This window comes from Microcoleus pseudofavosus SVA1_A4 (assembly GCF_036700565.1).
GTDB lineage: Bacteria > Cyanobacteriota > Cyanobacteriia > Cyanobacteriales > Microcoleaceae > Microcoleus.
In genome coordinates this window covers 180,805-193,623 of the sequence record NZ_JAUBPE010000002.1, presented here as the reverse complement: position 1 = coordinate 193,623, position 12,819 = coordinate 180,805, and the positions used below count along the sequence as shown (strand labels likewise).

Here is a 12,819-nt window from a genome sequence, read left to right as displayed (position 1 = left end):
ATGTGTTTTTTTACCGCACATGAACGCCGATGAACGCCGATAGAATTTTATCTGCGTTCATCTGTGTTTATCTGCTGATATCTGCGGTTGCAACTCCGACTGTGGCAGTTAATTTTGTCAAAACTCATGCTAACAGTATAAATGCCAGTCGGTATGGTTTGTTAGTGCGATCGCCCTGTCCCGCTGATTTAGAAACTTTGGTCGATCGCCTGTTGCAAGATTTGCCGAGTTATGCTAATCGCGTAATTGTGCGATCGCACTTTTCTCCTAACACTAATACACCGTCCAGTTACGCGCTGCCTCAAATAATTTTAGCCGGTCGCCCGGAGTTTGAACCGTTACCTTTAAATTTTGGGGATGCACTTCCTGAAAATGCCAGTCAAGTTTTCATTACGACTTTGGAACGGCAGTATCGCGAGGGAAAACGAGTGGAGATTCAGCAGTATCACTGGCTGTTTTTTATGAAAACTGAGAACGGTTGGGAGTTGGCAAAAATCGTTTCTCGGTTTGGTACTGCGGCCGATATTCGTCCTTTATTTGAGCAAGATAGTGAGAAAAGCGCAATTGCTGAGGCTATTCGTTTGTGGTTGCGCGATTGTCAGGCAAAGCCATAACTTTCGCTGGTTGCGATTATTTTTTTACACTTAAAAATAGCCTCTTGAGAGCACGTCATCTTCGTCTAGTTCATCTTTACCAATCATCCCTTCAATCTCCTTTAAAAATCTCATAAAAACTTCCGGTGCAAAGGGGTTGTTATCGAGATGGTTGACAAAAGAATCTTTATTTTTTTTTCTTCCCTTTACCGTACTAAAATCCTTTCTTATATTAGACGTTAAGCGTTTGGCTTTTCTCAAAATTAGTATCTCATCAATAGCTGTGAGTGATGAGCTAATCGGCGACATATCAAGCCACTCACATAGCAAGAAATACTTGGCTCCTGGTACACTCACTTTTATATCCAGGGCAGTTGCTACGCCCTCTTGAAACATGGTCTTATCAAGATTTGTTTTACACTCAGCCGCAACATAAGCAATATTTGCCTCGCGGGAGGTAGTCTCCTTAAAATCTTGGTTATGAGAGGCTTTTAGAAATATTTTTCTACTAATCGCAAAATCTTGATCCTTGGCTCGAATACTCATCCCACCGCCTTTTGGACTGAGTTTTAAACTTGACTCAAATCGTAGTGATGAAAAACACTGTGTTGGGCCAAAGGATAATTCTTTGTCCTTTAATGAATCTGCAAAGACGGTTGTAACTAAGATAGGTATAAATTCTTCAATAATTGAGTTGTCAAGTTTTAATTGCCCTTTTTGACGGTACAAAAAATCATCATCACTGTCAAAAATTAGTTCAACGTCAATGTATCGCTTATAGGAGGTTAGATGGGATACCATCTCTGGAACAACTTCCAGATCATCCGCCCTGATGTTTTTAAGCGTTTCCAACCATTTTTTATAGTGTTCGATTGCTTGATTAACACGCCGTTTATCTGTAGGAGGTAATTTCTCGTTATCAAGTAATGCTGCTAGTTTTTCCCCATGTGGTTGAGTTAAATTAAACATAATTTTCTGCTTTTGGGTTGAGTATTTCAATGGTTTTTCGTGAACGCTGCCGATCGAAATAAGGTGAGGGCTGTACTGTGGCAGCCTTATCGATAGCATCCTTAATATCATATTTTACTTGTTCATTCGCTACAGAATAAGCAGATATTAAGGCTTCTACAGAAAGAGCTCTGGCTTGATGTATGTCAAAATAATACTGTAAGTCTTCTCTTTTTGTAAAATGTAGTATATCTTCTTTGATAGTTTTTCCATAGCGATTTACAAAACTTCTTTCTTGACGGATATCTAAGCTAATCCCCAATACTTGACGAGCAACTTCTGCAACTAACTCCCCGTTTAAAAAAGGCGTCCCTCTAATATTTGATTCTTTACCTAGTACAAATATCATTCTACTGTTAGGGCTGCATATTCTTAACAGTTCTTGCAAAGTATAGGCGATGTCTAAGCAATATTGAATCACAGTTAGAAATCTATTACTTCTATGCTTGCGATTAGAACCAAACTCTGATTTTGCCACCTCTAAAATTTTCCAGTTTAGTGCCTCAGTAGAACCGCGATACTGCTGATGATAGTTAAATACATTGATATAAGGGGGGGAGGTAATCACAAGATTGACGCTGGAGTTTTGTAAGGGAACGTGTCTTGCATCGGCATTATAGGCATTTATCGGCTTTTTACTATAGGGTAGTTTCAGGACAAAAGTAGCGATATTTTCCGCAAGTGTAAAAACTCTTGATTTGGTAAGTTTTTTGTTGTCTAAGTCTAGCAATATCACTAATACTTCATGTAGAATATTAAGGAATTTTTCTTCGTCATCAACGGCTACGTCTACAATTTTATCTATTAAATCATTGGGTGTAATTTCTTTTTGTATTGTTTGGAAGAGTGGCATTCTCTCCCATATCTCTGTTTTTAGTTGACTGAGAAAACAATTGATACATTTTTCACGCTTGCTTGGTGAAAGAGTGATGAATTTATAAGTGTTAGCTAGGATTAAAGCTGCTGGATTGATTTCTGTTCCGCAGGCTTCCAGTCCGAATCTTCCTGCCTCATATAAAACTGTTCCACTACCTAAAAATGGATCGAAAATCACACTATTTTTAGTGGCATATTTCTCAATTAAAGTTTCGATGAACTGGGGGGAAAATTGCCCTTTCCAAGGAAGTGGATTAGTACGTTGTTTATCTTCAATGTCTAAGATTTCTTGAGGAATTTCTTGTCTATTGATAGGAGTTTCACTAAAAATACTAGAGACAACCATAATTCGGATTTTTACTACGGGGCGTGAGTTTATAAATGGAAAGCGGGAACTTGTTTTGTAGATGGCAGGTAAAAATCAGAGATGGTTGGTGAAACCAGCCCCCTACCAATTGCGAATGAAAATTAATTATAATTTTTCGGTGGATCGGGGCGGCTTTTAAGATTGTGGGTAAAAATCAGAGATTTTTGGTGAAACCAGCCCCGACAAATCAACCCGAAAAATTCATTACATTACAATGGCTATTTTAATTCATCCAATTTAGCCTTGATAGCCTGCATATCTTGCCACATAAACCATTTCGGAGTTTCCGGTTCGCGGGAGGGATTTCGCAGTAAGTACGATGGGTGAAAAATCGGCATACACAAACGATTTTCCCATTCAATCCACTGACCTCGGATTTTACTAATGGGCCGCTTGTCGCTTAGCAAACCTTTGAGGGCTGTTGCACCGGTTAATAAAATAATTTTGGGGTCTAAGATGCGAATTTGTTCTAGCAAGTAAGGTTTGCAAGCTTCGATTTCTTTTGCTGTCGGAGGGCGGTTGTTGGGAGGGCGACATTTGATGACGTTGGCAATGAATACGTCGGTTTCTGCACTCAATCCCACGGATTCTAAAATCTTATCTAACAGTTGGCCCGATCGCCCGACGAAGGGCAATCCGGTTTCGTCTTCGTTTTGTCCGGGCGCTTCTCCCACAATCAAAATTGAGGCTTGAGGATTGCCGCGCCCGATGACAGCGTGAGTGCGCGTATTGCCCAATTCGCAGCGGTGACAGCGGTTGCAGTGCTCGCCGATTTGTTCCATATTTTGATAAGTGCCGGGAGGAATCGGAATTTTGGCATTTGCTGGTATTGAGTCAGTTTGGAAAGTGGCACTTTGATTGTTGTCAAAAAGGCTCAGTTGCAAGTCGCTGGACATAAATTTTACAATTAGGGAGATTTTTTTGAGTCTAGAGTTTATAGTTTAGATCGGGTTTGGTGATTTGAGTTTGGCTAGAAGCTTGTATGCGATCCTGTCGATCGCACAATCTCAAATTAATACTCGCAAGTCTCACATTATTTCGTTGAGCTCGTACCGGCAAAAATATGTTCTCTAACCCGTTTTTTGACGATCGCGCCGATGCTGGCGAAAAACTGGCCGAGGCAGTTCTGGGCGAGCTCGGTAAGTTGAATTTAACGGCACAGGAGGCTGTTAAACCGATTGTTTACGCCTTGCCGCGCGGAGGTTTGCCCGTTGCTGTGCCGATTGCGCGCCGCTTGGGCTGTCCTTTGGATGTGGTTGTCGCCAAGAAAATTACTCGCCCAGATAATTTAGAATTGGCGATCGGGGCTGCAACTGCTGACGGCCACGTCCTCTGGCAAAAGCAAAAGCAGCACAATTTGCGCTTGCAAAAATTAGCACTGCCCCTGGCTCAAAATAATGCTCAATCTCTGCTGGCGGATTTGTCTCCGGGACGGCCAAATGTCAGCGCGGCGGGGGCTTTGGCGATTTTGGTGGACGATGGCATTGCTACGGGGATGACGATGGCTGTGGCGGCGCTGGCATTGCAGTCGCAGCAACCGGCGGCTTTGTGGATTTGTGCACCTGTCGCCCCGCTAGATTTGATGGGATTTTTGGCGCAAATGGGCGATAAGTCGATTATTCTGGAAACTCCAGACCCTTTTTACAGTGTCAGCCGCTTTTACGGGCAATTTCCGCAGGTTGAGACGGCGGAGGCTTTAAGGTGTTTGCAGCAACAAACTGAGTGGCGATCGTAGGTTAAGCTAGAATGCTAAATCCAAAAGCTCGATCGCTAAAACATGAGACCTTGGCAATATTGGTTGGACACTTTAATTCTGTCTACTCAGCACAATCCGCCTCGCTTTGTTGAGTTGGTGATGTTGACTTTGGCGATGATTTTGCTCGGGCTGTGGAGTGTAACATTGCAGTGGCAGTATTTAACGCTCTCTTTGAGTTATATAATTGGTTCGTCTTTTTCAATTTTGGTGCGGGAATCGATCGGCCCGCGGCCTCAATTTCAACTAACTCATCTGACAGCATTGGTGTTATTAATTATCAGTTTTTATAGTTTTGCTGAACTGATTAGATAGTTAAGGCTGTTTTGAGTTGTAGAGGCGGGTTTTACAATAGACCTCTTGCGAAAGTCTCAGGCGAGGGCTAATTTGTCTTCAAAGAAAGTTCATAATTATAAATACCAGCGATCGACATTAAATCTTAATCCGAAGCGTCTTCTTCGATTCCGATATCTTGATGAAAGTATTCTAAATGTATTTAAACTTCGATGTATATTTTCAATGATGATTCTGTCTTTTGCCAGTTGCCGATTGAAAACTTTTTCGGCTTGACTCAGTTTTTTGTTTTTGGGTTTTTTGAGCGGTGTTCTACTATTAGAATGAATATTTTTGACTCCTTGATAACCTTTATCACCTAGCAATTCAACTTCTTGATTCATCCCTATCTTGCTTTTTTTAAACAAACTAAAATCATGCGTTTTCCCGTTACTAAAAGCTGTACATATTATTTCAGCACTTTTTTGGTTGGCTAAAACTTGCGATTTTATTGTATGATATTTTTGCTTACCACTATAATATTTTTTTTGCTTTTTTTGGGGACGCTCTATTTCATGCTCTGACACATCCACCGCTACAGTTTCTATCTCATTGTTACTTTGATAAAGAATCTTTTTGCCAGGTAAATTAAATAAACCTGAATTCATTAAAGCTTTCTCAGTTCTAATTACAATTCGATAAGCATTTGATTCATTAATACCCCATTTAATTCCTAGATGAAAAAAAGTAGGATATTCTCGCAAATAGGATAATGTCAGTAAGATTTGGTCTTCTACGCACAATTTACTTGGTCTTCCTGATTTTTTTTGAAGTATTTTTTCCGCTTTGACTATTTTTACCATTTCTTTGAATGTTTCTTGATGTACTCCACAGTAGCGTTTAAAGTCTTTGGGGGTTGAGTTTTGTAATTGTTCGTAATTCATATTATCAAGCTAATTTTTTCTTTTATTTTACTAGAGCGCTCGCACTTTCGCAAGAGGTCTAATCTCATTGCGAAGGTCGTGAAGCAATTGCATAAGGGAGCATCCCAATTTGGTAAAAAGCGTTTTTTAGGAGTGCGAGCGTCTCGCTCGCGGCTAGATCGCGAGCGTCTCGCTCGCACGCTATATCATCCAAATATATTATTCTGATGCAACCGTCCATGATATGAAAGCAAAAATGGGATGCTCCCATTGCATAACTTATATAGCAATCCTCAGCGGGTTGTGAACTAGATGTTTTTTTGAACGAACCGCGAAGACGCGAAGGAAGAGAAGATCGAGAGTTCACAAATCATTAGCCATCATCCTACATTCTGGTGGGATTGATGTAAAATTATGCGGTTGCCTGCTGGATCGAAGGCATAGATTTCTAGACCGTGAGCAGCTTTGATAATTTCTCCGGCGGGCGGATATCCTAAAGCCCAAATTCGGGCGATCGCCGTTTCGATATCGCTAACTTCTAAACACAAACTCATGCCTGTTTTGGCTCGATTGGCAAATTCCGATTTGTGGGAATCTTTGGGTTTGAATATGCCGAGTCTTAAGCCGGGGAGTTGAAATTCAGCATAAGTATTGGGAATATAGGGGTTTGGTTCTAGGTCGATAAATTTTGTGTAAAATTTAACGAGAACTTCTTTATCAAGGTCGGCTAAAGTTACTAGGGCGGCGCTGTATTGGAAACTCATATAAATTGGTAATGGGTAATTGGTAATGGAAAATCGCTTTATATTTACAAGAGATTAGCCTTCTCAAGTCTTTCTAGCACCCAATTTTCAACATCATCTTCTGCAAGAATTTTAGCACCAAGTTCTGAGTACGTCGAGGTAGCTTGCTGATAAGTTTGCTCAAGTTTTTGATAGTTGTCAACGTCTTTTTTGGGCTGTAGCGCCACAATTGCAATAGGAAAATCAGGCTGAAACTGTTTTACATCAGTAATCATCCAAGACAAAGAGTTTTGCAGGTGTTCGGGTATCTTCACCTCAAATGATATACCGTGTGCTGCCAAGTAAGGTCGCCCATTAGCAACAACCGCATCAAACTTGTGCTCCATATGACCACCCTGCACTGAATAACTTGTTTTTAGGAGCTCTTTGGCATCATTTTTCACATACTGTTTAAAAACCTTTCTGAATTTAGCAGTGGTTAATCTAGCAGCAGCTTCGCGGTCGCGCCTATGAGGTTTTTGAGAATTCAAATCCACCAAAAAATTACTAGCAATATCTTCTAGTAAACTATCCACATCCTCCAACGAGCCGCGAGGTTCTGTCCACTGAATACCCGAGAGCCAATCACGGGCAATTTTATTTAAACGTTCCTGATAAGGAGCATCTCGATTATCCCCGGGAAAAATCAACCCAGAGTCAGCGGCTTGGGACATTCGCTGAGCAAACTCTTTCAAGAAAGTAACATCTTCCATGCCAAAATGCCGCACCCGCTCCCAGTTTGTGAGAAACTGGACACGCACCTCTTCTTCGTTGAAAGCAACAACGCCAATATTAATCCGTTCGTTAGCAATTGGATTGGGAACGTATTGAACGATACTATACTTACTTGCCATTGTTTCCGCCTTTTTGTCGGACGAGCGTGCCTATCAGAGCGCCAGTAAATCCTGTCTTCTTTTAACAAGATACTCTACCAGGGTAACACGCTCGTCAATTGTAAGTCCCCATTCGCTGGGTGGAGCAGCCACAGCTTGAATAATCGTTTCTTCGCTGACAGCATCGAGAAGCGGAAGTCCCTGGCGAATCTCCTCTAGCTTTAGTTTACAATTAGAAACAAGACGATGGTTGATCTCAGCACTAGCAGCTTCGAGCAAGTCGCGCTGGTTCCACTCTGGGCCGCCTGGAAAAAAATGGCCGTGATCTACAGAGTAAACCAAATTGGAGCGAGCATTTTTATAGATGAATTGATAATCATTAGCATAGACCCATCCGTACAACAAAATTAGCAAAGCAAACCTTTCGCGGTTTTCTGGCTGGTTTGTGTAGTTGATTTCTTCTCTTTGGGAAGAACATTTAGGTATGTAAAGCGTAGCATGAGCCGTCCCAGGAGTCAAATAGGAAAATCTAGAATCTTCAGCAATTAGTTCCTCAGAAATTTCCACAATACAAGGTTCTCCCACAGGTGCTCCGATTGCCATACCGAGTCTTGCTATCACCTGATCGTTGACGATTTGACGCCCAGCTTGTTGCCCCTTAATGACATATTCGCACTTATCAATACCGCGTGCTAAAACTGGACGAGCCGCAGAATCCCATCCTGAACGAAAGGTAATGATAATTATAGGATCTTCACCTCGATCGATTCCTGCTTCTAAACAATCTTTCCACCTTTTTCTTGTCTCTTGCTTAGTTTCTGCACGATCGCTCACAATAATATTTCGCAGTCATCAATCTGCTGGATTTTTATACATTATCACTTTATATAGCAAGACTAAAGGATTTGTCAACACAATATTTTATCGTGCTGCGAAGAACGCAAAGGAAGAGGAAAGAAAGGGTTTATGAATTCGGCAAGGATGGCTATACCTTTTTAAAATGCTTTAATTCGTCCGACTATTTGAATTTTACCTTGTCGATCGCTTTTGAGAATCACAGCTTCGCCGCTTTGCGGTACAATATCAGTAATCGCGGTAATATTTACTTGATGCGTTACCATAATAATCGCGCCTTTAGTGTTGCGGTTGTCAACAATTAATTTGCGAATTGCTGCTGTTTGTCTGGCTTCTTTGCTGCTGTCGCTAAAGAACGAGTTCAGCGCTGGGAAGGGTTCGACTTTACCTAAATTTATCAGTTTTGCTGTTTCTAAACACCGACACCACTGACTCGATAAAACTCTGGCAACTTTGATGTTGCGGTTGCGAAATTCGGCTCCAATTTCCTTGGCTTGGGTTCTTCCCTGTGCTGATAAATTGCGCTGGGTGGAACAGTCACCCAACTTAAAGTTAGCAGGATCGCCGGTGCCTGGGGCGATCGCGTGTCGCATTGCTACCACCAACCCCGTCTCATCCCGCTGCAACAATTGCCACCCTGCTTGAGTTTGCGCGTTGGTTGCTGCGTCAGAACTTGCAGTTGCAGTAATTAAGCCGATCGACAATACTAAAGCTAGCGAGCCGAAAAACCCTTTCCAGTTGAGGTAAATCCGCGCAGCCATTGTTGCAGAAGTTAGAAATTAACTTATCATATTATAATACAACAAATATTGCTCTATGGAACTCACCAATTTTATTGCTCTGTCTGTCATTGTTGCCCTCGTGTTGGGGATTGGGTTGGGAACAATGACTTGGGCTTACTTCGGCAATGGCAGCATTTCTGTACTGTTTAAAGAACCCATTTTAAGTTTACCAGAATTTCCAGCTACCGACGCAGGGAGCAAAGCTTCGGTTTATTTTCAACAAGGAATTGAGGCTTATCAGTCGGGAAATTACCGCAAAGCCAAAGATAAATTTACCAGCGCTTTAGAACAGGTTTCAACTTTGCCAGAAGCTTACCACAATCGCGCCTTGGCTTTTGCGAATTTGCGATCGGATGACGAAGCTGTTGCAGATTTGATCCGTGCGAGCGAATTATACCAACAGCAGGGGACTGGATTTGCGATCGACACGATTAAACAAAATCTGGCAGCCTTGAAGCAGCGCAAATTAGAGCGAGAAAAGCAAAAAGCAGTAGCGACAGGTTGAAACACTCGGACTATGCAGTAGTAAGGTGCGCCGTGCGCACCCTACAAGTAGAATCGTAAGTCATAAAATAGTCAAAATTTAATATTATCCCTCGATCTTAAACTTGTCTATCATCTTCTATTTGGTCGATTTTAGAAATCATCATTTCTCGGCTAGATGCCACAACTCGATAATTAGTAATTGGATCGTAAGCTTCCCACTCTTGAGTCACTTCGCTGTCTTGCCACAAAAACCATTCCCGATAAATTTCGCCGTCATCAATGTCGCCGCACAAGGGAAGCCAATCATCTCCTCCCAAGCTATCAAACTCTCCTCCTACTAAATCAATCCAAGCTGCAAGAATACAAGATTCAATAGCATTATTGTTAACAGTAACGGTGTTAGATTGAAGAGAAGTTTCGGGAAAACAAAGTGTGGATTTCATAAGCTGTACCTGAATGTTATGTTATTAATTTATAAAAAAATCCTCTACCGCAGTGACAGCAGAATGCCACAATCCCAACCTCCACAGTTCCCACAAGAAAAAAACATTGACCCCCAAAGCGCTCAAGTGCCGCTGCTGTATAACTTGAGAGCGCTTTGAGGTCAACTCGCAGCAGAGGCTTAATTGAGCCAATTTGCCAACTGGCACAGCAGAAAGCCCGATCGACCAAATATTGCGGGCGAGGGCGATCGCGCATTAAGGAGCGAAGACAGCGCGACTGCCAATTGTATACTTGGTAAGTTGGCGAGTTTCAGTACAGTTTTTGTGGTAAAATAAGCAGCAACCGGACTTTCATACCGACAGCTCGGTCTTGTCAAAAGCTTTCCAATCGTGGTGCGATCGCCAGTTGTGATTTATTGTTAATTTTGCGAAGTCCCGATCGACTGTTAGGGAAAAAAATTATGCAAGCAACCAACCAAGAAAGAATTATCGATCTGACAATCCACTATACCAACGGCAAACAGCAACACTTCCAGTTCAGTGCGCCAGAGGGAACAGTAGGAGAGCAAGCAACTTTAGGCACTCGCCTGCACAAAATGTTGACGGCAGACCCGATAATTCTCGAATTGGCAGATAAACTGGTAGTTATCCCAGTTCACAACATACAAAGTATTGAAATATCGCCGATTCCTTCCAAATTGCCAGAGGGTGTCCTTCACCCTATGCGAGAAATCCAGAAATAGCTAAGGTGTTCGGCATCTAAATTCAACTGAAAAGGCGGGCAAGATGCCCACCCCACGCAAGCTTTTAATAAACAGAAATGTCCCAATTAAAGGCGCGACTACTTATTACAGCTAACAGATTGAAACTACCCAAAAACTTGTCGATCGCAGGGACGGTATATGTCGCGTGAGTGAGGGGAATAATTGCAGATTTCGCAGACTTTGACTTACCAGAAAAAATGCTAGAACTTCACTGTCACACTACTTATTCCGACGGCACTCTCACCCCTGCCGAACTCGTAGCCGCCGCCGCGTCTTCGGGGGTTCGCGCCTTGGCCGTCACCGATCACGATACGATGTCGGGTTGGGATGAAGCCTTCGCCGCCGCTGCTTTGCACGGTATAGAAATCGTCCCCGGACTCGAACTCAGTACAGTTCACAACGGCCGATCGCTGCACATTTTAGGTTTTTATCCCGATGCAAATAAGTTGCGAGTTCCTTTGAACGATCGCCTGGAAGGAAGGTTTCGCCGATCGCAAGAAATGGTAGAAAAATTAGCAGCAATGGGATACGCGATCGAACTGCCAAAAACATCCCCAGGAATGGCACCGGGACGGCCTCACATTGCCTCTGCGCTAGTAAAAGCCGGTCACGCCAAATCATCGCGAGAAGCATTCGATCGCTGGTTGGGAGATGACGGCCCGGCTTATGTTCATTACGAGAAATTCTCGATCGCCGAAGGCATTGATTTACTGAAAAGTTGCGGCGCAGTACCAGTGTGGGCTCACCCTTATTTATTTCGCGGGGGCGCTGTGGAGGAAGTTTTAAAAGAATTAGTAGATGCGGGTTTAATGGGAGTTGAAATCTACCATCCCAGCCACAGTTCCAGCCAAATCCAAAAGTTGAAAGATTTGTGCCTTCACTACGGTTTGCTGGCAACTGGTGGCAGCGATTATCACGGCCCCGATCCTGAAAGGAAAGCAGCAGATAGCACCCAATTGAATATGCTGCATTTGCCGTTAGAATTACTGGAACCGATTAAAATTGCTGCGGCGAGTTTGAAATAGTTTGTAAGCTGTTCTGCGTTTGGATTAAACTTTTTGGGGGCGTCGGATCGACGGCCCACAAGAGTTGGCAGTAACTGTAGGGTGCGTCAGCTTATATTAGAGTAAATGGGAACAATCAAGCCATGCTGACGCACCCTACTAAAAACTGATAAAAATCAAAGGAAACATAAATTAATATGAAGTTAGCGAGTAATTTCAGTTGAGTTAATGTTAGGGTAGGAGTAAGGTTTAACTACTCAGCGGAGTTTATCATGAGTACAGAAGACAGAGCGAAGGCGATCGGCAAAAATTTAGAAGGCAAAGCTCAGGAAATTTTCGGCAACATCACGGGCAACAAAAAAGACCAGGTTGAAGGCCAAGCCAAACAAGCGGAAGCTGCGGCCCGCCACGCAGCAGAAGATGCTAAAGATGCTGTGAAAAATCTGACAGATAAAGCCAAAAGGTCGATCGACAAATTGTAGAAACCGCGCTATACCAAATCCGGGCTAATAGAATTCGCTTCATATCAAATCCTGTGTCATCAATTGGGTTTGATATGATTTATTTTTGGAATGTGCATAAAACTGGGTGACTCCTGCGATATCCCTTCAAAAGCGCAATGGAGAAGTCCCTATTGTAAACCCGCCTCCACCCAACTCAACCCTAAAATTCATTACAATGAATCAATGGAAAATATCTAATTGAAAAGACATGACTCAAAATAATTTACTGTCTCGCATCTCAATCGACTCGAATATCTGCTTTGGCAAACCCTGTATTCGCGGCCATCGCATCTGCGTTTCTCTAATTCTTGACTTTCTCGCTAGCGGAATGACTTTTGAAGAATTGCTTGAGGAATATCCGGGAATTGAACGAGAAGACGTTTTGGCTTGTATTGCTTATGGGGCTGAGTTGGCAAGAGATTGTTATGTGGAAATTCCTGTGGTTGAAAAAAAGGTAGTTTTAAAGTGAAGTTAAAACTTGATGAAAATTTGGGCAGCATCCGCGTTGTTTCGATAGCTATGAGACAGGGAATTAATTCCCTGTCGGACTTTCGGGAAAACGCGCTATTTCATC

The 12,819-nt window shown here is 42.5% G+C and carries 18 protein-coding genes; 8 read left to right on the top strand and 10 right to left on the bottom strand.

Annotated elements, in window-relative coordinates:
- The first annotated feature begins 29 nt into the window (after positions 1-29).
- Positions 30-614, top strand: coding sequence for a hypothetical protein (locus tag QUA02_RS01835; protein ID WP_333024833.1), 585 nt, complete (start codon positions 30-32; stop codon positions 612-614).
- 30 nt (positions 615-644) lie between these two features.
- Here the strand turns inward: QUA02_RS01835 and QUA02_RS01830 are convergent, their stop codons facing one another.
- From QUA02_RS01830 to QUA02_RS01820, 3 genes are all read right to left on the bottom strand, one after another.
- Positions 645-1,562, bottom strand: coding sequence for a Bpu10I family restriction endonuclease (locus tag QUA02_RS01830; protein ID WP_333024832.1), 918 nt, complete (start codon positions 1,560-1,562; stop codon positions 645-647).
- Entirely contained in the window at positions 1,555-2,823 is a 1,269-nt protein-coding gene (locus tag QUA02_RS01825; RefSeq protein ID WP_333024831.1) for a DNA methyltransferase, read from the bottom strand. Before QUA02_RS01825 ends, QUA02_RS01830 begins: the two co-directional genes overlap by 8 nt.
- Positions 2,824-3,062: 239 nt before the next feature.
- Entirely contained in the window at positions 3,063-3,740 is a 678-nt protein-coding gene (locus QUA02_RS01820) for a uracil-DNA glycosylase (RefSeq protein WP_333024829.1), read from the bottom strand.
- Positions 3,741-3,907: 167 nt separating this feature from the next.
- Between QUA02_RS01820 and QUA02_RS01815 the strand changes: the two genes are divergently transcribed.
- Both QUA02_RS01815 and QUA02_RS01810 read left to right on the top strand, forming a co-directional pair.
- On the top strand, positions 3,908-4,579 hold the full coding sequence (locus QUA02_RS01815) for a phosphoribosyltransferase (RefSeq protein ID WP_333024828.1): 672 nt from the start codon (positions 3,908-3,910) through the stop codon (positions 4,577-4,579).
- A 42-nt stretch (positions 4,580-4,621) separates the two neighbouring features.
- Positions 4,622-4,912: a hypothetical protein gene (locus tag QUA02_RS01810; protein ID WP_333024827.1), complete on the top strand. Its 291-nt coding sequence runs from the start codon at positions 4,622-4,624 to the stop codon at positions 4,910-4,912.
- Between the two features lie 67 nt (positions 4,913-4,979).
- Here the strand turns inward: QUA02_RS01810 and QUA02_RS01805 are convergent.
- The 5 genes from QUA02_RS01805 to QUA02_RS01785 form a co-directional block, all read right to left on the bottom strand.
- A protein-coding gene (locus tag QUA02_RS01805; protein WP_333024825.1) for an IS5 family transposase occupies positions 4,980-5,814 on the bottom strand; the annotation gives its coding sequence in 2 pieces (ribosomal slippage) (positions 4,980-5,024 and positions 5,026-5,814; 834 coding nt in all).
- Between the two features lie 359 nt (positions 5,815-6,173).
- A complete protein-coding gene (locus QUA02_RS01800; RefSeq protein WP_333024824.1) occupies positions 6,174-6,557 on the bottom strand; it encodes a VOC family protein in 384 nt (127 codons plus the stop codon).
- A gap of 44 nt (positions 6,558-6,601) precedes the next feature.
- Positions 6,602-7,429 (bottom strand): DUF3037 domain-containing protein, encoded by an 828-nt coding sequence (locus tag QUA02_RS01795; protein WP_333024823.1) that lies wholly within the window; start codon positions 7,427-7,429, stop codon positions 6,602-6,604.
- 33 nt (positions 7,430-7,462) lie between these two features.
- Positions 7,463-8,242 (bottom strand): HipA family kinase, encoded by a 780-nt coding sequence (locus QUA02_RS01790; RefSeq protein ID WP_333024822.1) that lies wholly within the window; start codon positions 8,240-8,242, stop codon positions 7,463-7,465.
- A 161-nt stretch (positions 8,243-8,403) separates the two neighbouring features.
- On the bottom strand, positions 8,404-9,024 hold the full coding sequence (locus tag QUA02_RS01785; protein WP_333024821.1) for a histidine phosphatase family protein: 621 nt from the start codon (positions 9,022-9,024) through the stop codon (positions 8,404-8,406).
- 55 nt (positions 9,025-9,079) lie between these two features.
- Between QUA02_RS01785 and QUA02_RS01780 the strand changes: the two genes are divergently transcribed.
- Positions 9,080-9,550: a tetratricopeptide repeat protein gene (locus QUA02_RS01780; RefSeq protein WP_333024819.1), complete on the top strand. Its 471-nt coding sequence runs from the start codon at positions 9,080-9,082 to the stop codon at positions 9,548-9,550.
- Positions 9,551-9,647: 97 nt separating this feature from the next.
- Here QUA02_RS01780 and QUA02_RS01775 read toward each other — a convergent pair whose 3' ends face one another.
- Together QUA02_RS01775 and QUA02_RS01770 are read right to left on the bottom strand one after the other, a co-directional pair.
- Positions 9,648-9,974, bottom strand: a complete 327-nt coding sequence (locus tag QUA02_RS01775; protein WP_333024818.1) for a hypothetical protein — start codon at positions 9,972-9,974, stop codon at positions 9,648-9,650.
- A 179-nt stretch (positions 9,975-10,153) separates the two neighbouring features.
- Positions 10,154-10,351 carry a hypothetical protein gene (locus QUA02_RS01770; protein ID WP_333024817.1) on the bottom strand — a complete coding sequence of 66 codons (198 nt, stop codon included), beginning with the start codon at positions 10,349-10,351 and terminating at the stop codon, positions 10,154-10,156.
- Positions 10,352-10,435: 84 nt separating this feature from the next.
- On the opposite strand from QUA02_RS01770, the gene QUA02_RS01765 reads away from it, so the two are divergent.
- The 4 genes from QUA02_RS01765 to QUA02_RS01750 all read left to right on the top strand — a co-directional run bounded on the left by QUA02_RS01765 (position 10,436) and on the right by QUA02_RS01750 (position 12,714).
- Positions 10,436-10,717: a hypothetical protein gene (locus QUA02_RS01765; protein ID WP_333024816.1), complete on the top strand. Its 282-nt coding sequence runs from the start codon at positions 10,436-10,438 to the stop codon at positions 10,715-10,717.
- Positions 10,718-10,935: 218 nt separating this feature from the next.
- On the top strand, positions 10,936-11,763 hold the full coding sequence (locus QUA02_RS01760; RefSeq protein WP_333024848.1) for a PHP domain-containing protein: 828 nt from the start codon (positions 10,936-10,938) through the stop codon (positions 11,761-11,763).
- Positions 11,764-12,014: 251 nt separating this feature from the next.
- Complete coding sequence (locus QUA02_RS01755; protein ID WP_333024814.1) at positions 12,015-12,224, top strand: CsbD family protein; 210 nt, start codon at positions 12,015-12,017, stop codon at positions 12,222-12,224.
- 229 nt (positions 12,225-12,453) lie between these two features.
- Positions 12,454-12,714 carry a DUF433 domain-containing protein gene (locus tag QUA02_RS01750; RefSeq protein WP_333024811.1) on the top strand — a complete coding sequence of 87 codons (261 nt, stop codon included), beginning with the start codon at positions 12,454-12,456 and terminating at the stop codon, positions 12,712-12,714.
- Positions 12,715-12,819: the final 105 nt, after the last annotated feature.

Coding starts and splice junctions, on each gene's coding strand:
- QUA02_RS01835 (WP_333024833.1), top strand. CDS start 30: ATGAACGCCGATAGAATTTTATCTGCGTTCATCTGTGTTTATCTGCTG.
- QUA02_RS01830 (WP_333024832.1), bottom strand. CDS start 1,562: ATGTTTAATTTAACTCAACCACATGGGGAAAAACTAGCAGCATTACTT.
- QUA02_RS01825 (WP_333024831.1), bottom strand. CDS start 2,823: ATGGTTGTCTCTAGTATTTTTAGTGAAACTCCTATCAATAGACAAGAA.
- QUA02_RS01820 (WP_333024829.1), bottom strand. CDS start 3,740: ATGTCCAGCGACTTGCAACTGAGCCTTTTTGACAACAATCAAAGTGCC.
- QUA02_RS01815 (WP_333024828.1), top strand. CDS start 3,908: ATGTTCTCTAACCCGTTTTTTGACGATCGCGCCGATGCTGGCGAAAAA.
- QUA02_RS01810 (WP_333024827.1), top strand. CDS start 4,622: ATGAGACCTTGGCAATATTGGTTGGACACTTTAATTCTGTCTACTCAG.
- QUA02_RS01800 (WP_333024824.1), bottom strand. CDS start 6,557: ATGAGTTTCCAATACAGCGCCGCCCTAGTAACTTTAGCCGACCTTGAT.
- QUA02_RS01795 (WP_333024823.1), bottom strand. CDS start 7,429: ATGGCAAGTAAGTATAGTATCGTTCAATACGTTCCCAATCCAATTGCT.
- QUA02_RS01785 (WP_333024821.1), bottom strand. CDS start 9,024: ATGGCTGCGCGGATTTACCTCAACTGGAAAGGGTTTTTCGGCTCGCTA.
- QUA02_RS01780 (WP_333024819.1), top strand. CDS start 9,080: ATGGAACTCACCAATTTTATTGCTCTGTCTGTCATTGTTGCCCTCGTG.
- QUA02_RS01775 (WP_333024818.1), bottom strand. CDS start 9,974: ATGAAATCCACACTTTGTTTTCCCGAAACTTCTCTTCAATCTAACACC.
- QUA02_RS01765 (WP_333024816.1), top strand. CDS start 10,436: ATGCAAGCAACCAACCAAGAAAGAATTATCGATCTGACAATCCACTAT.
- QUA02_RS01760 (WP_333024848.1), top strand. CDS start 10,936: ATGCTAGAACTTCACTGTCACACTACTTATTCCGACGGCACTCTCACC.
- QUA02_RS01755 (WP_333024814.1), top strand. CDS start 12,015: ATGAGTACAGAAGACAGAGCGAAGGCGATCGGCAAAAATTTAGAAGGC.
- QUA02_RS01750 (WP_333024811.1), top strand. CDS start 12,454: ATGACTCAAAATAATTTACTGTCTCGCATCTCAATCGACTCGAATATC.